Origin of the sequence: Marinovum sp., assembly GCF_034669705.1 — a bacterium.
GTDB lineage: Bacteria > Pseudomonadota > Alphaproteobacteria > Rhodobacterales > Rhodobacteraceae > Marinovum.
In genome coordinates this window covers 1-18,934 of sequence record NZ_JAXMOR010000018.1, presented here as the reverse complement: position 1 = coordinate 18,934, position 18,934 = coordinate 1, and the positions used below count along the sequence as shown (strand labels likewise).

Annotated in this window: 20 protein-coding genes and 1 tRNA gene; 15 read left to right on the top strand and 6 right to left on the bottom strand. The window is 65.9% G+C overall.

All coding sequences use genetic code 11. The features are described 5' to 3' along the window. Positions 1-27: 27 nt before the first annotated feature. Together VOI27_RS13595 and VOI27_RS13590 are read right to left on the bottom strand one after the other, a co-directional pair. Positions 28-1,395 carry an oligosaccharide flippase family protein gene (locus VOI27_RS13595; protein WP_323765900.1) on the bottom strand — a complete coding sequence of 456 codons (1,368 nt, stop codon included), beginning with the start codon at positions 1,393-1,395 and terminating at the stop codon, positions 28-30. Then, a complete protein-coding gene (locus VOI27_RS13590; protein WP_323765899.1) occupies positions 1,392-2,231 on the bottom strand; it encodes a glycosyltransferase family 2 protein in 840 nt (279 codons plus the stop codon). Before VOI27_RS13590 ends, VOI27_RS13595 begins: the two co-directional genes overlap by 4 nt. Positions 2,232-2,328: 97 nt before the next feature. On the opposite strand from VOI27_RS13590, the gene epsE reads away from it, so the two are divergent. Then, on the top strand, positions 2,329-3,579 hold the full coding sequence (gene epsE, locus VOI27_RS13585) for an exopolysaccharide biosynthesis GT4 family glycosyltransferase EpsE (RefSeq protein ID WP_323765898.1): 1,251 nt from the start codon (positions 2,329-2,331) through the stop codon (positions 3,577-3,579). A 255-nt stretch (positions 3,580-3,834) separates the two neighbouring features. On the opposite strand, the gene VOI27_RS13580 is transcribed toward epsE, so the two are convergent. Genes VOI27_RS13580 through VOI27_RS13570 form a run of 3 tightly spaced genes read right to left on the bottom strand, consistent with a single transcriptional unit; the run spans position 3,835 to position 6,913 of the window. Next, positions 3,835-4,842: an ABC transporter substrate-binding protein gene (locus VOI27_RS13580; protein ID WP_323765897.1), complete on the bottom strand. Its 1,008-nt coding sequence runs from the start codon at positions 4,840-4,842 to the stop codon at positions 3,835-3,837. After that, complete coding sequence (locus VOI27_RS13575) at positions 4,812-6,251, bottom strand: sensor histidine kinase (RefSeq protein ID WP_323765896.1); 1,440 nt, start codon at positions 6,249-6,251, stop codon at positions 4,812-4,814. The genes VOI27_RS13580 and VOI27_RS13575 overlap by 31 nt, the downstream gene beginning before the upstream one ends. Continuing rightward, entirely contained in the window at positions 6,248-6,913 is a 666-nt protein-coding gene (locus VOI27_RS13570; RefSeq protein ID WP_323765895.1) for a response regulator transcription factor, read from the bottom strand. The genes VOI27_RS13575 and VOI27_RS13570 overlap by 4 nt, the downstream gene beginning before the upstream one ends. A gap of 111 nt (positions 6,914-7,024) precedes the next feature. Between VOI27_RS13570 and VOI27_RS13565 the strand changes: the two genes are divergently transcribed. The 11 genes from VOI27_RS13565 (at position 7,025) to VOI27_RS13515 (ending at position 14,936) form a co-directional block, all read left to right on the top strand. Then, a complete protein-coding gene (locus VOI27_RS13565) occupies positions 7,025-8,005 on the top strand; it encodes a Bug family tripartite tricarboxylate transporter substrate binding protein (RefSeq protein WP_323765894.1) in 981 nt (326 codons plus the stop codon). A gap of 77 nt (positions 8,006-8,082) precedes the next feature. After that, positions 8,083-8,565 carry a tripartite tricarboxylate transporter TctB family protein gene (locus tag VOI27_RS13560; RefSeq protein ID WP_323765893.1) on the top strand — a complete coding sequence of 161 codons (483 nt, stop codon included), beginning with the start codon at positions 8,083-8,085 and terminating at the stop codon, positions 8,563-8,565. 13 nt (positions 8,566-8,578) lie between these two features. After that, positions 8,579-10,090 carry a tripartite tricarboxylate transporter permease gene (locus VOI27_RS13555; RefSeq protein WP_323765892.1) on the top strand — a complete coding sequence of 504 codons (1,512 nt, stop codon included), beginning with the start codon at positions 8,579-8,581 and terminating at the stop codon, positions 10,088-10,090. Positions 10,091-10,374: 284 nt separating this feature from the next. Further along, positions 10,375-11,577, top strand: coding sequence for a tyrosine-type recombinase/integrase (locus tag VOI27_RS13550; protein ID WP_323765891.1), 1,203 nt, complete (start codon positions 10,375-10,377; stop codon positions 11,575-11,577). Further along, a complete protein-coding gene (locus tag VOI27_RS13545) occupies positions 11,570-12,307 on the top strand; it encodes a hypothetical protein (protein ID WP_323765890.1) in 738 nt (245 codons plus the stop codon). Before VOI27_RS13550 ends, VOI27_RS13545 begins: the two co-directional genes overlap by 8 nt. A 35-nt stretch (positions 12,308-12,342) precedes the next feature. Further along, positions 12,343-12,513, top strand: a complete 171-nt coding sequence (locus VOI27_RS13540; RefSeq protein ID WP_323765889.1) for a helix-turn-helix transcriptional regulator — start codon at positions 12,343-12,345, stop codon at positions 12,511-12,513. A gap of 106 nt (positions 12,514-12,619) precedes the next feature. After that, entirely contained in the window at positions 12,620-12,928 is a 309-nt protein-coding gene (locus VOI27_RS13535; protein WP_323765888.1) for a winged helix domain-containing protein, read from the top strand. After that, positions 12,925-13,050 (top strand): hypothetical protein, encoded by a 126-nt coding sequence (locus VOI27_RS13530; RefSeq protein ID WP_323765887.1) that lies wholly within the window; start codon positions 12,925-12,927, stop codon positions 13,048-13,050. Before VOI27_RS13535 ends, VOI27_RS13530 begins: the two co-directional genes overlap by 4 nt. Continuing rightward, positions 13,050-13,538, top strand: a complete 489-nt coding sequence (locus tag VOI27_RS13525) for a hypothetical protein (protein ID WP_323765886.1) — start codon at positions 13,050-13,052, stop codon at positions 13,536-13,538. Before VOI27_RS13530 ends, VOI27_RS13525 begins: the two co-directional genes overlap by 1 nt. Positions 13,539-13,667: 129 nt before the next feature. Further along, positions 13,668-14,240, top strand: coding sequence for a hypothetical protein (locus VOI27_RS13520; protein ID WP_323765885.1), 573 nt, complete (start codon positions 13,668-13,670; stop codon positions 14,238-14,240). 54 nt (positions 14,241-14,294) lie between these two features. Next, positions 14,295-14,936: a hypothetical protein gene (locus tag VOI27_RS13515; protein WP_323765884.1), complete on the top strand. Its 642-nt coding sequence runs from the start codon at positions 14,295-14,297 to the stop codon at positions 14,934-14,936. A gap of 90 nt (positions 14,937-15,026) precedes the next feature. Here the strand turns inward: VOI27_RS13515 and VOI27_RS13510 are convergent. After that, a tRNA-Thr gene (locus tag VOI27_RS13510) sits at positions 15,027-15,102 on the bottom strand. A gap of 221 nt (positions 15,103-15,323) precedes the next feature. Here VOI27_RS13510 and nadA point away from each other — a divergent pair. From nadA to nadC, 3 genes are read left to right on the top strand one after another with little or no spacing between them, the layout of a single operon-like run. Continuing rightward, complete coding sequence (gene nadA / locus VOI27_RS13505; protein ID WP_323765883.1) at positions 15,324-16,373, top strand: quinolinate synthase NadA; 1,050 nt, start codon at positions 15,324-15,326, stop codon at positions 16,371-16,373. A 5-nt stretch (positions 16,374-16,378) separates the two neighbouring features. Further along, positions 16,379-17,944 (top strand): L-aspartate oxidase, encoded by a 1,566-nt coding sequence (locus VOI27_RS13500; protein ID WP_323765882.1) that lies wholly within the window; start codon positions 16,379-16,381, stop codon positions 17,942-17,944. After that, on the top strand, positions 17,941-18,828 hold the full coding sequence (gene nadC, locus VOI27_RS13495; protein ID WP_323765881.1) for a carboxylating nicotinate-nucleotide diphosphorylase: 888 nt from the start codon (positions 17,941-17,943) through the stop codon (positions 18,826-18,828). Before VOI27_RS13500 ends, nadC begins: the two co-directional genes overlap by 4 nt. Positions 18,829-18,934: the final 106 nt, after the last annotated feature.

Genomic DNA, 18,934 nt, shown 5'->3' with positions numbered 1-18,934 from the left:
CGCAGGTCAGGCGGCGCACGGGTCTGCTCATGGCTGCGCCCCCGGCATGAGCTGCATGATCGCCTCGGCGTTGAGCGCCCAGGCGCCCAGCCCGATCGCCAGGCCGACGGCGGCAAAGACCAGGTCGTGCAGCGGATCCCAGGCCTGCATCTTGCGCGCCAGACGCACCACCACTGGATAGACCGCGATCATCGCCAGCCCCTGCCCCGCCAAGGCCCCGAGCAAGCCGCCGACCTGCAGCCCGACGATCAGCCCGGTCACCATCAGGCAGGCCCGGGTGGCCTGCAGCAGGAAGAAGCGGCGGCTGTCGCCGGCGGCCACCGCCGTCTGGTCATAGGTCAGCACCACCACCAGCGGGATCTGCGCAATCGCGATCACCACCGCCACCGGCCCGGCCAGCACGTAGCGTTCGTCATAGAGCAGCTCGACCAGCCAGACGCCCGAGGCGGCGAACACCGCCTGCAACGCCATCAGCGCGGTCGAGACCAGCACCCGCATCTTGCGCAGCTTGGCAAAATTCGCGGGGTCCGCGCCGGGCGGGGTCTCGCGGTAGATCGGGATCAGCACCTTGCGGGTGATCATCAGCCCCAGCATCATCGGAAAGGAGGCAAGGAAATAGCCGATGTTGTAGACCCCGAACTCGGCAATCGGCAGGTAGCGGCCGAGGATGATCTTGTCGCCTTGGTGGAACAGGAAACCCACCAGCGTCGACAGGAAGATCCATTTGCCAAAGCTGATCAGCTCGCGCGCCGCCGGCCGTTCCCAACGGAAATGGTTGCGCCGGCCGGGCAGAAAGACGCTGTTGAGCCAGAGCTGCACCGACATCGAGAAGATGCCCGAGATCACCAGCGCCCAGACCGAGCGCAGCCAGAAGGCCAGCCCCACCGCCACCAGCGTGCCGATCACCTGGGTCGCCACCTCGAGCAGGGTCACCCGGCCGAGCATCAGGTGGCGGTTGGCGGTCTCCATCTTGGTCGGGTTGAAGCCCTGCACGATCAGCGTCAGCCCCATCCCCGGCAAGAGCAGCAACAGCATCGGCTCGCCGTAGATCTGCGACGCCGGCCAGGCCAGCGCGCAGGCGGCCAGCCAAAGGCAGAAACCGCGCACCACCTGAATGGTCCAGGCGGTATCAAGGAAATCGGCATCATCGCCGCGCTTGCTCTGCTGGATCGCCGGGGCGACGCCGACGTCGGAAAACATCTGCAGCCCCTGCAGGAACACCATGGTCAGGGCCATCATCCCGAAGGCCTCGGGAAAGAGCACCCGGGTCAGGATCAGGTTCGAGGCCAGCCGGATCAGCTGGGCCGACCCGAAGCCGCCGAGGGTGAACAGCGCCGAGCGCAGGGCACGCGCGGTCAGCGAGCCGCCGCGGAACTTGCGGACCACCGCGATCATCGGCCGCGGCTCCAGCCGCTGTCGCCGCCCAGCCGGGTGGCCAGCGCCACCCCGGCATAGACCGCAAACCCCGCCGGATCGGCCAGCGCCATCCGCAGCTTGCGCGCACTGCTGACACGGGGCTTCTCGTCATTGGCCACCAGCGCCGGAAAGGCGTGGTGGATTTCCGTCACGCCGATGTTTTGCCGCCGCCGCACCCGCACCAGCGCCCGCCAGCCCTCGACCAGCGGCCAGCGATAGCGCCCGGGCACGGCATGTCGCTCGGCTGCGGTGAACTGCAGCCTGGCAAAGGTGTCGTCAGAGATGATGTCGGGCCAGTCGCCCCAGCGTGCGCGTCCGGCGGCATTGACCGCGAACAGCCCGCAGCCAGGCACGCCCTGGGCCACGAAGGGCACCTGGCGGTAGATCCTGGCATAGGCGCGGGAGACGGCGGTGCGCGGCCGGGTGATCTCGAGCCGGCCGCTGGCATAGGCGGGGGCCGGGGCGCTCAGATGCTCTGCCAATTGACCCAGGACCTCCGTATCGACCTCGACGTCAGCATCGAGATAGGCACGCACCGGCGCTTGAGCAATCGCGTCACCGGCATTGAGCGCCTTGATCTTGCTGCCTTCGGTGAGCTCGATCACGTCGAGCCGCCAACCGCGCGCCGCGAAATCCCCGGCACAGCCCCGCGCCAGCGCCGCGGTGGCGTCGCGGCAACCGTTGGCCACCACGATGACCTGCGCGCAGGCCGGCCCGGCCGAGGCCAGCACGGCAGCAAGACAGGACCGGATCCAGGGCGCCTCGTCATGGGCGGGGATCACCACGGCCAGTGCAAAAGGCGGCCTTTGCAGCACGTCGGGGCCTCATATTGGTTAATAGCAGCCTGCGGGACTATACATGCAACTGTGGCCAAACCATGATGCAGCGCGGAAGAAACTGCGGAATCCCCACATGCCCCAGCGGGAAAAACTCGGCTACCTCGTGCCCCAGTTCCCGGGGCAGACCCATATCTTCTTCTGGCGCGAGATCGCCGAAATCGAGGCGCTGGGCGTGACCCCGGTGCTGTTGTCCACCCGGCCGCCGCCCGACGGGCTGATCGTGCACGACTGGTCGCAGGCGGCGATGGCGCGCACCACCTACCTCGGGGCGGTCTCGCTGGCGCGCGCCGCCCGGGCGTTGCCGCGCCTGCCCTGGGGCGAGCTGCTGCGCGAGGCGCGGCGCGACGGGGCCGGGGTGCTCAAGGACGTGCTGGTCTGTGCCGCCGCCGGCGAGGCGCTGCGCGAACACTGTGCCCGCGAGGGGATCGCCCATGTCCACGTGCATTCCTGCGGCCGCGCCGCGCTGATCGCGGCCTTCGCGCAGCACCTCGGCGGGCCGGGCTATTCGCTCACCCTGCACGGCGCGCTCGAGGTCTATGGTCCGGGCCAGCGCTACAAGTGGCGCCACGCCCGCTTTGCCACCGTCATCACCCGGCAGCTGATCGCCGAGATGCGCGCCGAACAGCCAGACGACCTGCCGCCTCTGGTGCTGCGGCCGATGGGGGTCGACACCGGGTTCCTGCGCCGCGACGCGCCTTACGTGCCGGTGCAGCCCGGCGAACCGCTGCGGCTGTTCTCCTGCGGACGGCTCAATGTCGCCAAGGGGCATCAGGACCTGATCGAGGCGGTGCGGCAGCTGCGTGCGGCCGGCCATGATGTGACGCTCGAAATCGCCGGCCAGGACGATGACGGCGGCAGCGGCTTTCGGCTGGTGCTGGAGCAGCTGATCCGCCAGTACGGGCTGCAGGCGCATGTCCGGCTGCTCGGCGCAGTGGATGCGGCGACGGTCAGGGACAGGCTGCTGCAGGCGCATGTGTTCGCGCTGGCCAGCTGGTACGAGGGGCTGGGGGTGGCCTACATGGAGGCAATCGCCTGCGGCGTGCCTACCATCGGCACCGCCACCGGCGGCGTGGCCGAGCTGATCGACGACGGGGTCGAGGGGCTCCTCGTGCCACCGAAGGAACCGGAGGTGCTGGCCGCCACCATTCTGCGGATCGCCGAGGACCCCGACCTGGCGCGCCATCTGAGCGGCGCCGGCCGGGCGCGGATCGAACGCGACTTCACCGCGAAGCTCGGCGCCGAGACGCTGGTCGAGGAGATGCGCAGGGCGCTGTCGCGCGATCCGCGAAGGCGCGCCAGCAGGCCCCCCGTGCCCCGGACCTGATCCGGGGCCTCTCCGCCGGCCACGAGGTCCCGGCGCGGGGGCCGGGACGCGGTTGCGCTGGTCCTGCACGGTCGCGTGGGTCTTTCGCTGTCAAAGGCCGCGCGCTTGAGCTGATCGAGACCGACGCGCAACCCCGGCCCGCCGGTGCCCCAGATCCGCGAAGGCGCGACAGCAGGCCCCCCGCGCCCCGGACCTGATCCGGGGCCTCTCCGCCGGCCACGGGGTCCCGGCGCGGGGGCCGGAGCGCGGATCGCGTCAATCCTGCAGGATGGCGTTGGTCCATTCGGTGTCGAAAGCCGCGCGCTTGAGCTGGTCGAGATAGACCAGCAGCCCCGGCCCGAGGTTGATCCGGCTGAGTGCCATCTCGCTGTTGCTCAGCCAGCGGTCGACCGAGAGCGACGGGTCGTCGCCGAAGGCCTGGGCGAGGATGTGATCGAGGAAATCGCCGGCCAGCGCCGGTTCGGTCGCGGTCTCGGGGATGACCGCGGTGCGCAGCATGATGGTGGTGAAATCCGACGGCAGGATGATGCTGATGCCGGCGTCCTGACGCTGCAGCGCATAGCTGCCGAGCACGTTGTAGGCCACCAGCAACTCGCCCTCGGCCACCGCATCGATCATCTCGGACGAACAGCAGTAGAGCCGCGCGCCGAGCCCGCCCATCACCTCGGTCAGCCGCCAGTAGGTCTCTGACACCCGGCTTTCCTGGGTGGCAAAGAGATAGCCCAGCCCCGAGGCGCGCACGTCGTAGGTGCCGACCTTGCCGCGAAACCGCTCGGGATTGCGCCGCAGCACGTCGATCAGATCCTGGCGGCTGCGCGGGATGCCGGTGTCGGCAAAGGCCGCGTCGGAGACCACGATCGCCGCCGGCTCCTGGCTGAAGGCAAAGACCATGTCGTTCCAGCTGGCCCAGGCCGGCAGGTCGCGGGTCACTTCCGAGCTGTGGCGCCTGACGAAACCGTCATTGGCCAGCTTGGTCTGCAGGTCCATGGCGCTCGAGATCACCAGGTCGAAGGGCGCGCGCGCCGCCGAGGCCACCTTCATCACCTCGGTTGAACTGGCGACCACGTAGTCGATCGCCAGATCGGGGGTGAGCGACAGGTAGCTTTCGATCCGCGGCGCAAAGATCGCGATGTCGGTGGTCGAGAGGATGCGCAGCTGCCGCGCGGCCTCCGGCGGGCCGAACAGCCGGCGGTCCTCGATCTCGAGCGCCGCGAGGGCCTGGGCCGCGAGGCTCAGGACGAGGGAAAGAACAAGCAGGCGCATGCGCCACCTCCCGGGGTGTTGTCGAGGATCAGCCGGCCGCCATGGGCCGTCACCACGTCCTGAACGATGGTCAGCCCCAGCCCGGAGCCGACCACCCCGGCGGCATTGCTGCCGCGGGTGAACCGCTCGGTCAGGACGTCGCTGGCGCCCGGCGGGGCGTGGTTGTCTCCGGACTGGACGTTGCTGGCGCTGGACTGGGCGGTATCGCCGCGGGGTGGAAAGCCGGGGCCGCCGTCTGCCACCGTCAGGCGAATGCCGTCCGAGGCCTGGCGCAGAGAGATCTCGATCCGGGTCTCGGCCGGGCTGTACTTGATGGCATTGTCGAGCAGGTTGCGCACCGCGCTCTGCAGCAGGATGGCATCGCCGAGGATCGTCGCCGGTTCCGAGCGTCCGACCGCGAGCCGCATACCGGCGATCTCGGCCACCGGACGAATGCGTTCGACCGCGTCGATCATCAGCGCCTGCAGATCCACCCGGTCGCGCGGCAGGCTGTCGAGCCGGAACGAGACCATGGCGTGATCGAGCAGCTGCCCGGCGGTGCGCGAGCTCTCGTCGATTGCCTCGATCATCTCGGTCATCGCCTTGCGGTTCTCGGGCTTGTGGATGTGGCGCTGGATGATCTCGGCCTTGGTGCGCACCACCGCCAGCGGCGTGCGCACCCGGTGGGCGGCCTCGGCGATGAAATCCTCTGACCTGTTGAGCGAGGCCTCGAGCCGCGCCATGAAGCCGTTGAGTGAGGTCACCAGCCGCGCCATCTCCTGCGGGACCGGGGCGTTGACCGGCCGCAGGTCGGTCGGCCCGCGGCGCGAGACCGAGGCGGTCAGCCGGTCGAGCGGCTGGATCGTGGCGCGGGCGATCAGCAGCGCCAGCACCACGGTCAGCGCGAAAAAGCCGGCGCCCACGGCCAGCGACAGCCGAGAGGTCCAGGCCAGGGTCTGGCGCTGGCCCGAAAGCGTCTGCGCCACGCTGACCTCGAGCACGTTGCGGCCCAGATCGGTGGCAAACGGCCGGGTGACGGCAGCGATCCGCACTGCCTCGCCCAGAAACTCGGCCGAGAGCTGCGCCGATCCCCGCGCCGCGCCGCGCGGCGGGCGCGGCAGATCGGCATAGCCTGTCACCAGCTCGTCGCCCAGCCGGACGGCATAGAACACCCGTTCGTCGGTGATGCTGTCGAGCATCGACAGCGCCGCGTAGGGCAGGTCGACCATCACCGAGCCGTCGACGATGCGGGCGCTGTCGATCACCGACAGGGCCGAGGCGGTGAGGATGTTGTCCTGGCTCTGCTGTGCCACCTGACGGGCCACCGATTGCACCAGGAAATAGACCAGCACCGCCAGCAGCACCGAGGCGCAGAGCTGCAGCAGCAGCAGCCGGCGGCGGATCGAGCCCTGAACCACCGGCGCGGTCATGTCTGTTCCAGCTTGTAGCCCAGCCCGCGCACGGTGGTGATGGTCACGTCAGAGCCGGCCAGGTGCTTGCGCAGCCGCGCCACATAGACCTCGATGGCGTTCTCCGAGACGTCCTCGTCGTAGGAAAACAGCCGGTCGACCAGCGCCGGCTTGGAAAAGATCATCCCCGGCGCGTTGATCAGCACCTCGAACAGCCGCAGCTCGCGAGTGCGCAGCTGGATGTCCTCGGACCCCGCGTGCAGCACGCCCGAGGCCGCGTCGAATCGAATCGCCCCGAGGCTCAGCACGCTGCTGGCACTGCTGCCGCGGCGCCGCAGCACCGCCCGGCAGCGCGCCTCAAGCTCGGCGAAATCGATCGGCTTGACCATGTAATCGTCGGCTCCGAGATCGAGCAGGCTGATCCGGTCCGACACCTCAGAGCGCGCCGTCAGCACGATGGTGGGGGTGCGGTTCTCGGTCAGCCTCAGGTGGGTGAGAAAGCTGCTTCCGTCGCCATCCGGAAGCATAATATCCAGCAATATCATATCGTAAGAGGTGGTCGCCACGTAATCCCGCGCCGTCTCCAGATCGCCGGCGTGATCGACCACATGGCCGTCGAGACTGAGCCGGTCGACCACCGCGCCGGCCAACGGGACATTGTCCTCGATCAAAAGAAATCGCACCGGTGCGAGCCCTCCCTTGCCCTCCGTGTCAGCTTGGTGTCAGGTTTCCCCACCAAACCCTCTTCTCACATGACGCGGTTGCGCCGCGTCGTCAAACGGGAGGACTACCATATGACATTCGCACTGGGCCGCCGCGCCCTTCTGGCCGCAGCCGCGGCCCTCAGTTTGACCGGACCGGCCGTTGCCGGCGGCCACCAGATGCTCGACAGCATCCATTTCCTGATCCCCGGCGGCGCCGGCGGCGGCTGGGACGGTACCGCCCGCGGCACCGGTGAGGCCCTGACCAAATCCGGCCTCGTCGGCAATGCCTCCTACGAGAACATGTCGGGCGGCGGCGGCGGCAAGGCGATCGGCTACCTGATCGAGAACGCCGAGAGCAATTACGGCACCCTGATGGTCAACTCGACCCCGATCATCATCCGTTCGCTCACCGGCGTGTTTCCGCAGAACTTCCGCGACCTGACGCTGGTCGCCGGCACGATCGGCGATTACGCCGCGCTGGTGGTCAACGCCGACAGCGACATCGACAACATGGAAGACCTGCTGGCCGCCTATGACGCCGACCCCAACGCCACCGCCATCGGCGGCGGCTCGGTGCCCGGCGGTCTTGACCACCTGGTGGCGGCGATGGTGATGGAAGCGGCCGGCAAGGACCCGCTGCAGGTCAAGTACATCCCCTATGACGCCGGCGGCAAGGCGATGGCGGCGCTGCTCTCGGGCGAGATCGCGGCACTTTCCACCGGCTTCTCCGAAGCGGTGGCGCTGGCCGAGGCCGGCGAGGTCAAGATTATCGGCGTCACCTCCGACGAGCGGGTGCCGGCCTATGAGGACGCGCCCACCCTGAAGGAGCAGGGCATCGACACCAGCTTCGTCAACTGGCGCGGCTTCTTCGGCGCGCCGGGCCTGCCGGAAGAGCAGGTCACGGCCTATCAGGAGGCCATCGCCAAGATGTACGACACCCCCGAGTGGGAAGAGGTCCGGGCCCGCAACGGCTGGGTCAACATCCACAACTCGGGCGAGGATTTCCGCAGCTTCCTGGAAAAACAGGAACAGGTCATCGGCGACCTGATGAAAAAGCTCGGATTTCTCTGACCTGACGTGACCAACCGGAACGGCGGCTGACCAGGCAAGGCAGCCGCCGTTTCCACTTTCAAAGGGAGGGACCCCAAATGGCTCTGGATCGCTGGATCGCCTTCATCATCCTGTGCGTGGCGCTGGCCTATGCCTATGCCGCCTTCTTTACCATGGACCAGCTGTTGCCGCCGTTCATGCAGCGCAACCCGATCTGGCCCTCGACCTTTCCCAAGGTGTTGTCGGTGCTGGCCATCCTGGCCTCTCTGGTGATCCTGCTGGGGCTCGAGAAACCCGCCGGCGAGACCGCCGAACCGGACATCGATTACCGCCGCCTGACCGAATATCACCTGATCCCGGCGCTGGCGCTGCTGGCGCTGATGGTGGCCTATGCGCTGCTGCTGCGGCCGGCGGGCTTTTTGCTGTCGACGGTCGGGTTCCTGACCCTGGGCGCGGTGATCCTGGGCGAACGCAAGCTCTATATCCTGCTGCCCGTCGCGCTGACCGCCACCGGCATCGTCTGGTATCTGGTCGAACAGGTGCTGGGCATCTTCCTGCGGCCGCTGCCGATTTTCCTCTGAAAGGGGCTGAGACATGCTTGAAGGACTCCTGATCGGCCTGCAAACGGCCCTTTCGCTGCAAAACCTGCTGATGGTCATCGCCGGCTGCCTGATCGGCACCTTTATCGGCATGCTTCCCGGTCTCGGGCCGATGTCGATCATCGCCATCATGATCCCGATCGCGATCTCGATGGGCGATCCCTCGGCGGCGCTGATCCTGCTGGCCGGGGTCTACTACGGCGCCATCTTCGGCGGCTCGACCTCGTCGATCCTGCTCAACGCGCCGGGGGTGGCGGGCACCGTCGCCTCGAGCTTTGACGGCTACCCCATGGCGCGCCAGGGCAAGGCCGGCAAGGCGCTGACCATCGCCGCGATCTCGAGCTTTGCCGGCGGCACCATTGGCGCCATCCTGCTGATGGTCTTTGCCCCGGCGCTGTCGTCGGTGGCGCTGCTGTTCCACTCGGCCGAGTATTTCGCGCTGATGGTGGTGGGCCTCTCGGCGATCGCCGCCTTTGCCGGCACCGGACAGGTGGCCAAGGCGCTCCTGATGACCATCCTCGGCCTGATCATGGCCACGGTGGGCGAAGGCGCGCTGTTCAACATGCCGCGCTTTACCATGGGGATCATGGACCTGCAGTCGGGCTTCGGCTTCATTACCCTCGCCATGGCGATGTTCGCCCTGCCCGAGGCGCTGTTCCTGGTGCTCAAGAAGCGCGAGATGTCGGGCGACAGCGGCAAGATCGACAATCTGCGGATCAGCGGCGCCGAAGCGCGCCAGATCGCGCCGGTGATCGGCCGGCAGTCCCTGCAGGGCTTCTTCATCGGCGTCCTGCCCGGCGCCGGCGCCACCATCGCCAGCTTCCTCGGCTACGCGGTGGAACGCAACATCGCCACCAAGGAAGAGCAGGAAGAGTTCGGCAAGGGCTCGATCAAGGGGCTGGCGGCGCCGGAAACCGCCAACAACGCCGCCTGCACCGGTTCCTTCGTGCCGCTGCTGACGCTGGGCATCCCCGGCTCGGGCACCACGGCGATCCTGCTCGGCGCGCTGATCGCGCTCAACGTCACACCCGGGCCGCGGCTGATGATCGACGAGCCGCAGGTGTTCTGGGCGGTGATCATGTCGATGTTCATCGGCAATCTGGTGCTGCTGATCCTCAACCTGCCGCTGATCCCCTATATCGCCAAGGTGCTGTCGATCCCGCGCAACTACCTGATCCCCTTCATCCTGTTCTTCACCCTGATGGGGGCCTACATCGGCCAGAACAACGCCACCGAGCTGTTGATCCTGGTGGGCTTCGGGGTCTGCGCCACGGCGCTGAAGTTCGCCGACTACCCGCTGGCGCCGCTGCTGATCGGCTTCATCCTTGGCGGCATGATGGAGAACAACTTCGCCCGTTCGATGCAGCTCTACGACGGCATGGGCTTCATCCTCGACCGGCCGATGACGCTGGCGCTGCTGGTGATCGCGCTGCTGCTGGTTGTGGTGCCCAGCTACCGCGCCCGCCGCGCCCGCGCCCGCCAGGCCGGCGTCGCCGAGGGCGATTGAGAGACCGGCACGGAAAAGACGGGCACGGGCGGGAGACCGCCTGTGCCAGCCCAGCCATTGCAGGGCGCGCCAAGGCGGGCCGCGACGGTCAAACGGCCTTGGTCAGGGTGTTCGGGAAACTGGCTGGTGCCGGTGATAGGCATCCACGTGCTACATCTTGGGGCACCACGGGACAAGCCGAACCCTAATATCGCCCTAATTATATGGGGTTTGGTTCAAAACGGTACTTCACGGGACACCACGCCATACCATATATAGAGGGTGGCTAGAAAGGTGGATCCAAAATGTCCCGCCCCCTCAACAAGCTCAGCGCAGCGAAGCTCAAGACTATTGCCCCCGGCAAGCACTCCGACGGCGGAGGGCTCTGGTTCTTCAAGCGAGACGACGGTGGCGCGCAATGGTTCCTCCGGGTCACGGTTCACGGCAGGCGGCGGGAGATGGGTCTGGGGCGCTATCCCGACATGTCCCTCAAAGACGCCAGACGGGCGGCAGAGGGCTGGCGCGCGATGGCGCAAGGCGGCATCGATCCGATTAAGGAACGCCAGAAGCACCGGCGCGACGCGGCCCGGCAACTGAACTTGCTCAGGGATGTTGCGTATGACGCGTTCGAGAGCCGCAAGGCCGATCTGAAAGGCGACGGCAAGGCCGGGCGCTGGTTCTCTCCGCTCGAACTTCACGTCCTGCCAAAGCTGGGCAAGGTGCCGGTGGCCGAGATTGACCAGATCGATATCCGCGACACGCTCAAGCCGATCTGGCACGACAAGGCCGACACCGCGCGCAAGGCCATGAACCGGCTCGGTATCGTGATGCGTCACGCGGCGGCGCTGGGGCTGGACGTCGATTTGCAGGCGACGGACAAGGCCAAGGCGCTCTTGGGCCAACAACGTCACAAGGCCGAGCACATCGCCGCCCTGCCGTGGCAGGAGGTTCCGGCCTTCTACCAGAGCCTCAACGGCGGGACCGTCACCGAACTGGCGCTGCGCCTTCTCATCCTCACGGCGGTTCGGTCCTATCCGTTGCGCTACTTGCACCTAAACCAGATCGACGGAGACGTCTGGACCGTCCCGGCGGACCACATGAAAGGCCGGAAGGACAAGACCACGGATTTCCGCGTGCCCCTGTCGGCCGAGGCGCTGGGCGTGATTGAACAGGCCAAGCCCTTCGCCCGCGACGGCCTGCTGTTTCCGGGTGTGCGCAAAGGCGTGATTTCCGACATGACCATGAGCAGCTTCATGAATCGGCGCGGCATGGCAGAGCGCCCGCACGGCTTCCGGTCGAGCTTTCGCGACTGGTTGGCAGAGGCGACAAACGCGCCGCATGACGTGGCTGAGACGTGCTTGGGACACGTGTCCGGCGGCGCGGTGGAGCGGGCGTATCGGCGGACGGATTTATTGGAGCAACGGCGGGCTTTGACGGAGCGATGGGCCTGCATCATTATCAGGCCCGTGAACGATAGTATTTTGAAATTTGGGCTTCACAGTGCCTAAGACTGACCACTCATCCGAGAAAAACGAATCAGATTATCAACGGGCAGTTTTGGCAGCGCGGGAATGGCTGGACGAACTCCAAAGCATCGGCGTCACATCAGAGATATTGAGCAACTCTAGCTTCACACACTTTCTAACCTTAACCACTCCTGGTATAAGGCGGATTGCCAAAGAGGGTGGCCAGTTCGTCTACGAAATAGATGACCTAGCAGCAGCGAATTTGTGCGGAGCCGCTCAACGGCTTCCTGAGGCGTATGATGTACTCCGCGAGGTTTGCACGACAAACGTCTTTCACGGCGCTGTTTTACCGGCACATTGCAGGATGGCGGCCAGCCAGATTATTCGAGGCAGTTTTCCCAATGCCAAGCGCACAGGCCCGCCTATAGGTGGCAATTTCGTGATGCGGATGCTTGCATACAACGGCGCGAAATATTGCCGTGACGCTTTTCAGTTGACCTTAACACGCAATGAAGAGCGCAGTGACGGCCTGAGATTGAGCGCGTGTGATGCAGTGGTCGAAGCGGCGAAGTCCCAAGAAATCCACATCGAATACAAGAACCTTGCAGACTGGTGTCTTGCGAAAAAATTCCTTGGTTTTCGAGAACGTGCCGACGCAATAATGGGATATGCTCACGACCTGGAACTTGTGAGAGTAGGCGCACTGAAGCAGCCAAACTCTCCGTTCGGACCATTCCCGGCAATAGGCCACATGAGAACAAATCGAAAGTAGCTTAGTGATTCGGGGTGTAACAAGGAGCACCCCGAATGCGCTATCTCAACTTTCAAGACCTTCAATCCAAACTCGGCAACCGCAGCCGCTCCTCCGTCTATCGTGATATCGACGCCGGGCGGCTGCCCAAACCTATCAAATTCGGTGCGAGGCTCTATTGGGTTGAAGCCGATGTCGACGCCGCAATTGCGGCCAATGCGGGCTAAGACCCGTCCCACCCGCGCATGAGCGCTGGGCTATGGACGGGAATATATCTTGCTGGATACCCCCTTCATATACGCCCCGCGCCTTGCTCAAGCAAGGAGCCAGGACATGGCCAAACTCAAATCATGGGGCGACGCCCCCTTCCACATCACAAAGACCTGCGGCTTGGTCGAGGCCATCATTGTTGGCGGGCGCGACCGTTGGGCGCTCGAATGCCTGATGGCGGCAGGACCTGACGGCTGCACCCCGATAGACACTCCCGGCCCGCGTTGGTCCGGATATGTCTTCAACCTGCGCAAGCTGGGTATCGAGATTGAGACCGTCACCGAAAGCCACGACGGCCCGTTCTCCGGCACGCACGCGCGCTATGTGCTGCGCAGCACTGTCACCCGTGTCAGCAAAGGGAACGTGGCATGAGCGCCGCGCAGGACGCCTCAGAGCGGCGCGATTGTTGGGAACGCCGCCTGATCCAGAAACACGGCTTTCCGCCGTTCCTGGCCCGCGTCTACGCCGAACTGCGCAACGGGAAACCCGACTGATGGCCAAGAGTTACAAAAGCAAGAAAAAGGGGGCTGGGCGTTTCGTCCAGCTTTCCGAAAGCCTTATGCAGACCGAAGCTTGGGCGACGCTCAAGCCCGGTCCGATGGCGCTCTACGTGGCTCTCAAGCGCCGGTACAACGGACGCAACAACGGGCGGCTGATTCTCAGCTATCGCGACGCCGCCAAGTTGCTGAACGTGCATCGCAACACCATCACGGGCTATTTCAGCGCCTTGGAGGAACGCGGGCTGATCTGCATGACCCAAGGGGCATATCTCGGGCCGGACGGCATCGGGCAGTCGCCGCACTGGGCCCTGAGTGAACTTGCGACCTGTGACGGCAAGCCTGCAACGATGGCGTTTCGGACGTGGCGGAAAGCGCAAAAGCCTGTCACAGAAACCCGGCAAGCCTGTCACAATGGTTGTGACACTTCACCGTTAAAGGACACTGCGACGCCGGACCCCGTCCTGAAAATTGTGACGCGATAGGCGAAAAATCCTTTTGCGCCGATGCACGAAAATCAGGACATATGTAGATGTAGCCATGCAACTTCGGCTCGAAAGGGGCTCGACGTTTCTCAGTTCAGCCGTCGAACAAAGAAGGGTTATGGAACAGCCATGCGTGAGAAAGTTGAACGCTTTGCGGTGATTTTGATTGCCTGTATCTTGTCTGTGGTTCCATTTTCGATGGGGCCTCATATATTCAGCGCGTACATCTTTGGAGCAGTTATTTTCGCGGGCTGTCTGATCGCTTCTGCCTATTTAGGCGTGTGGGGTGAGGATAGGGAGCATCGGATCCGGACTCACTTGCGCGGACCTACTAACGCACTCCGAAAGGCGTTCGAGGTTGCACTAACCCTCTTTATATTCTCCCTTGGCGTCGCGAATGTTGCGTCGTTTCTTTCCGGCGTCATTATTTTGCTTCGGCAAGTTAAGCTGTGGCTAAAAGAGGGGTATTGGCAAGAGATGGATTTTCTGTGGCTTGCGTCTGACAGGGTTTGTTTGGCCCAGCATTCCAGTGACACTTGGATGGTCGCGAGAGACTATTGCAGGCCAGATAGTGTTTTCGTCACCGATTGGGTTGGGGCAAATGCGGTGGTTAACTGGATCTTGGACCTGCACTTGGCTTTTGCGTTCGCTCTTGCCTGTGTTGCCCTTTATGCATGGGCCGCTGAACTGCTTGATAACTAATACTCGAATTTCATAGGATTTGCCTAATGATTTCGACAGAATCGTGGGTGACATATGGGCGGTATCGGCAGCGGCAGACGCTGGCATTTCTCAGCAAAAGACACGACCGCGGGGTTTCGGTCCGTAGATGTGAGGCGCTGGGCCCGTGAAGGCTTCTTGCAGCCCGGCAACCGGTTCGGCTGGCAATGGACTGCAGACGGCGAGAAGGTCGGTTCGATCCGAGTGGCCATCGAGAATGCCAGCTTGCGCCTGATCTACAGGACGCGGAGCCACAGCGAAGACTGGCAAGACATGGACTACCCCGTGCGCCTTAGCCGAACGCCCTGCAACTTCGGCGGTGAGCGCGTTTGGTTCCATTGCCCTGGGCGCGGATGCGGACGACGCGTAGCCATCCTCTACGGAGGGAGCGTCTTCGCGTGTCGTCAGTGCCATGACCTTGCCTATCCAAGCCAACGGGAAGACCCGCTCAACCGCTCAATGCGACGGGTAGAGAAGCTGCAAGCGCGGCTGGATTGGGATGGCGGTGCATTCGATGGTTGGGGCATGAGGCCGAAAGGGATGCACCGGACGACATACGAGCGCCTTTTGTCGGAAATTAGGACCGAGAACCGCGCGGCATCTACCTACATGCTGCTTCGGTTTGGCGATGATGCGACCGTCGCGCAATTGGCGGAGATGCTTGCCGAGGCCGACTGATACCGCGTTGCGAAAGGTGGATTTTAGGGTGGATTGGCACCACAGTCAGCCGACTAAGGTCATGTAATCGCTAGACAAAACTAGAATTCATGGTGCCGGTGATAGGACTCGAACCTACGACCCCATCATTACGAATGACGTGCTCTACCAGCTGAGCTACACCGGCGCCGGTCAGGCAATTAGCACCGCGCCCCGCCCCATGCAAGCCGCGTTTCGACGCCAGCGCCCCCCAGAAGCACCCGGCGTCACCCGTGACACCGCGTCGCGGCGGCGATATTCCGGCGGTTACCGATAACAGGCTTTTGACCTTGGGTCACATCCGACATATGTAAGCCGCTCCCTGTACCCGGGCCGCCCGGCCCTGCCCCTTGGCAAAGGACCTCTCCGATGCTCGATCACCTCGACATGCGCAGCACGCTTGCCGAACATTATGATCTCGCGCCCTCGCTCGATCTGGCCGAGGACATGGCCGATCTCTTCGCGCCGATGAAACCCTCGATGACGCTGCCGGACTGGGCGATCTTCGCGCCCTATGTGGCGGCGATCAACCGGCTGAAGAAAGAGCGCAATGCGGTGATCCTGGCGCATAACTACATGACGCCAGAGATCTTTCACGGCATCGCCGACGTGGTCGGCGACAGCCTGGCGCTGGCGATCAAGGCCAAGGAGGTCGAGGCCGATGTCATCGTGCAATGCGGCGTGCACTTCATGGCCGAGACCTCGAAAATCCTGAACCCCGCCAAGACGGTGCTGATGCCCGACATGGAGGCCGGCTGCTCGCTGGCCGAATCGATCACCGCCGAGGGCATCGCCGAGATGCGCGCGAAATACCCCGGCGCGCCGGTGGTCAGCTATGTCAACACCACCGCCGAGGTGAAGGCGGCCTCCGACATCTGCTGTACCTCGGCCAACGCGCTGCAGATCGTCGAGGCGATGGAGAGCGACACGGTCATCATGACCCCCGACCAGTACCTGGCGCAGAACGTGGCGGCGCAGAGCTCGAAGAAGGTGGTCTATTGGCCCGGCTCCTGCATCGTGCACGAGCTCTATACCGCCGACGAGTTGAACGCCTATCGCGATGCCAACCCCGGCACCCGCATCGTCGCCCACCCCGAATGCAAGCCCGACGTGGTGCAGGCCGCCGATTTCACCGGCTCGACCACAGGGATGATCGACTGGGTCCGGCAGAACCGGCCGGAAAAGGTGATGCTGGTCACCGAATGCTCGATGGCCGCCAATGTGGCCGAAGAGCTGCCCGAGGTCGAGCTGACCAAACCCTGCAACGCCTGCCCCTACATGAAGAAGATCACCCTGGAAAAGGTGCTCTGGTCGCTGCACGCGATGCAGACCCCGGTCGAGGTCGACCCGGCGGTGGCGGAAAACGCCCGCATCGCGGTCGAGCGGATGATCGACCTGTCGCGCAAGCTGGGGCTCTGATCCGGGTGCAAGAGGTCGAGACCGGCCGCATCGTCATCATCGGCGCCGGGCTGGGGGCGCTCTACGCGGCGCTGAAGCTGGCGCCGCAGCCGGTGGTGATGATCTCGCCCGAGCCTCTGGGCCAAGGCGCGAGCTCGGCCTGGGCGCAGGGCGGCGTGGCGGCGGCGATGGACCCCGCCGACAGCGCCGAGGCCCATGCGGGCGACACGATGACCGCTGGCGCCGGCATCGTCGACGCAGCGGTGGCAGATCAGGTGGCGCGCGCGGCGCGGGCGCATATCCTCGATCTGACCGAGCTTGGCGCGCCCTTCGATCGCACCGCTGAGGGCGGCTATGTGCTGTCGCGCGAGGCGGCGCATTCCTTTGCCCGCGTCGTCAGGGTCAAGGGCGACCAGGCCGGGGCCGAGATCATGAAGGCGCTGGTGGCGCAGGTCCGCGCCACGCCCTCGGTTCAGGTGATCGAAGGCGTGATGGCCAGCGGGCTCGAGGTCGCCGACGGCCGGGTGACCGGCGTCACGCTGGGACGCGCCACGCCCGCAGGTTCGGCGCCGCTGCTGCTGCGCGGGGCGGCGGTGCTGCTCGCGGGGGGCGGCTCCGGCGGGCTCTATGCGCTGACCACCAATCCACGCCGCATCCGCGGCCAGGTGATCGGCATGGCGGCGCGCGCCGGGGCGGTGATCGCCGATCCGGAGTTCGTCCAGTTCCACCCCACCGCCATTGCCTCTGGCGAGGACCCGGCGCCGCTGGCCACCGAGGCGCTGCGCGGCGAGGGCGCGGTGCTGGTCAACCGCGACGGCGCGCGCTTCATGGCCGCGGCGCATGCCGACGCCGAGCTGGCGCCGCGCGATATCGTCGCCCGGGCGGTCTTTGCCGAAACCCAGGCGGGACGTACTCCGGCGCTCGATACCCGCGCGGCGCTGGGCGATCGCATCCTTTCGCTGTTTCCCGGCGTGGCCGAGGCCTGCCTGCGCGCCGGCATCGATCCGGCGCGCCAGCCGATCCCGGTGGCGGCGGCGGCGCATTATCACATGGGCGGTATCGCCACCGATGCCGAGGGCCGCGCCAGCCTCGGCAACCTCTGGGTCTGCGGCGAGGCGGCCTCGACCGGGCTGCATGGCGCCAACCGGCTGGCCTCGAACGGGCTGCTCGAGGCACTGGTCTATGCCCGCGCGTGCGCATTGAGCATGGCCGGCACTGCCACGCCAGAGCCTGCCCCCGAGGTTACGCTGGACTTCGCAGAGGGCGGGCAGGCGCCCGATGAGCGCGCCGTGGCACGGCTGCGCGCGGTGATGACCGCCGATGTCGGCGTGATCCGCACCGCCAGCGGGCTGCGCCGCGCCCTGACAGAGATCGCCCGGCTGGAGGCGTCCTGCGCCGCCAGCCCGACATTTTGCAACATGACCGCCACCGCGACGCTGATCGCCGCCGCCGCGCTCTTGCGCGAGGAAAGCCGGGGCGCGCATTTCCGCGAGGATTTCCCGCAGCCCGCGCCCGAGGCGCGGCGCAGCCGGATCACCCTCGCCGAGGCGCTGGCCCTCAGGGCCAAGGTGGCAGAAGAGGAACCCGCATGACCGCCCAGACCCAGATCCAGACCCCGTTTCAGACCCCAACCCAGACCTCCGTGCCTGATCTTGTGCTCGAGCCGATCTTGCGCATGGCGCTGGCCGAGGACCTTGGCAGTTTTGGCGATATCACCACCCGCACGGTGATCCCCGCCGGCACCCGCTATACCGCGCGGCTGACCGCGCGCGAGGCAGGCGTGGTCTCGGGTCTGCAGGTGGCGGCGCTGGCCTTTCGCCTCGTCGATCCGACGCTGGCGCCGGTGACGCGGGTGGCCGACGGCAGCCGCTGCGCGCCGGGTGACGTGCTGATGGAGATCGAGGGCGATGCGGCCTCGATCCTCACGGCCGAGCGGGTGGCGCTGAACTTCGCCGGTCGGCTCTCGGGCATCGCCAGCCTGACCGCGGCCTTCGTGGCCGAGACCCGCGGCACCGCGACCCGCGTCACCTGCACCCGCAAGACCACGCCGGGGCTGCGCATCGTCGAGAAGCTGGCGGTGCTGCACGGCGGCGGGTTCAACCACCGGTTCTCGCTGTCGGACGCGATCCTGATCAAGGACAACCACATTGCCGCCGCCGGCGGCGTGCGCCCGGTGCTCGAGGCCTGCAAGGCGCAGGCCAGCCACATGATGCGGGTCGAGATCGAGGTCGATACGCTGGCGCAGCTCGAAGAGGTGCTCTCGGTCGGCGGCGCCGACGTGGTGCTGCTCGACAATATGGACAGCACGACCCTGCGCGCGGCGGTGGCGCTGGTGGCGGGGCGGCTGGTGACCGAGGCCTCCGGCAACATGAAGCTGGAGCGGATCGCCGAGGTGGCGGCGACCGGGGTGGATTACATCTCATCCGGCGCGCTGACCCATTCGGCGCGGACACTGGACCTCGGGCTGGATTTCTGAACGGGCGCTGCTGGCGAAGAGGCCCCGGATCAGGTCCGGGGCGGGGTTTGCCTGTTTGGTGGGCATCCACGCGGGTGCCGGCGGCGGGGGTGGGGGGGGGGGGGGG

Bases quoted from the DNA above. Each gene is read 5' to 3' on its own strand.
- VOI27_RS13595 (WP_323765900.1), bottom strand. From the start codon at position 1,395: ATGATCGCGGTGGTCCGCAAGTTCCGCGGCGGCTCGCTGACCGCGCGT.
- epsE (WP_323765898.1), top strand. From the start codon at position 2,329: ATGCCCCAGCGGGAAAAACTCGGCTACCTCGTGCCCCAGTTCCCGGGG.
- VOI27_RS13580 (WP_323765897.1), bottom strand. From the start codon at position 4,842: ATGCGCCTGCTTGTTCTTTCCCTCGTCCTGAGCCTCGCGGCCCAGGCC.
- VOI27_RS13575 (WP_323765896.1), bottom strand. From the start codon at position 6,251: ATGACCGCGCCGGTGGTTCAGGGCTCGATCCGCCGCCGGCTGCTGCTG.
- VOI27_RS13565 (WP_323765894.1), top strand. From the start codon at position 7,025: ATGACATTCGCACTGGGCCGCCGCGCCCTTCTGGCCGCAGCCGCGGCC.
- VOI27_RS13560 (WP_323765893.1), top strand. From the start codon at position 8,083: ATGGCTCTGGATCGCTGGATCGCCTTCATCATCCTGTGCGTGGCGCTG.
- VOI27_RS13555 (WP_323765892.1), top strand. From the start codon at position 8,579: ATGCTTGAAGGACTCCTGATCGGCCTGCAAACGGCCCTTTCGCTGCAA.
- VOI27_RS13550 (WP_323765891.1), top strand. From the start codon at position 10,375: ATGTCCCGCCCCCTCAACAAGCTCAGCGCAGCGAAGCTCAAGACTATT.
- VOI27_RS13540 (WP_323765889.1), top strand. From the start codon at position 12,343: ATGCGCTATCTCAACTTTCAAGACCTTCAATCCAAACTCGGCAACCGC.
- VOI27_RS13535 (WP_323765888.1), top strand. From the start codon at position 12,620: ATGGCCAAACTCAAATCATGGGGCGACGCCCCCTTCCACATCACAAAG.
- VOI27_RS13530 (WP_323765887.1), top strand. From the start codon at position 12,925: ATGAGCGCCGCGCAGGACGCCTCAGAGCGGCGCGATTGTTGGGAACGC.
- VOI27_RS13525 (WP_323765886.1), top strand. From the start codon at position 13,050: ATGGCCAAGAGTTACAAAAGCAAGAAAAAGGGGGCTGGGCGTTTCGTC.
- VOI27_RS13520 (WP_323765885.1), top strand. From the start codon at position 13,668: ATGCGTGAGAAAGTTGAACGCTTTGCGGTGATTTTGATTGCCTGTATC.
- VOI27_RS13515 (WP_323765884.1), top strand. From the start codon at position 14,295: ATGGGCGGTATCGGCAGCGGCAGACGCTGGCATTTCTCAGCAAAAGAC.
- nadA (WP_323765883.1), top strand. From the start codon at position 15,324: ATGCTCGATCACCTCGACATGCGCAGCACGCTTGCCGAACATTATGAT.
- nadC (WP_323765881.1), top strand. From the start codon at position 17,941: ATGACCGCCCAGACCCAGATCCAGACCCCGTTTCAGACCCCAACCCAG.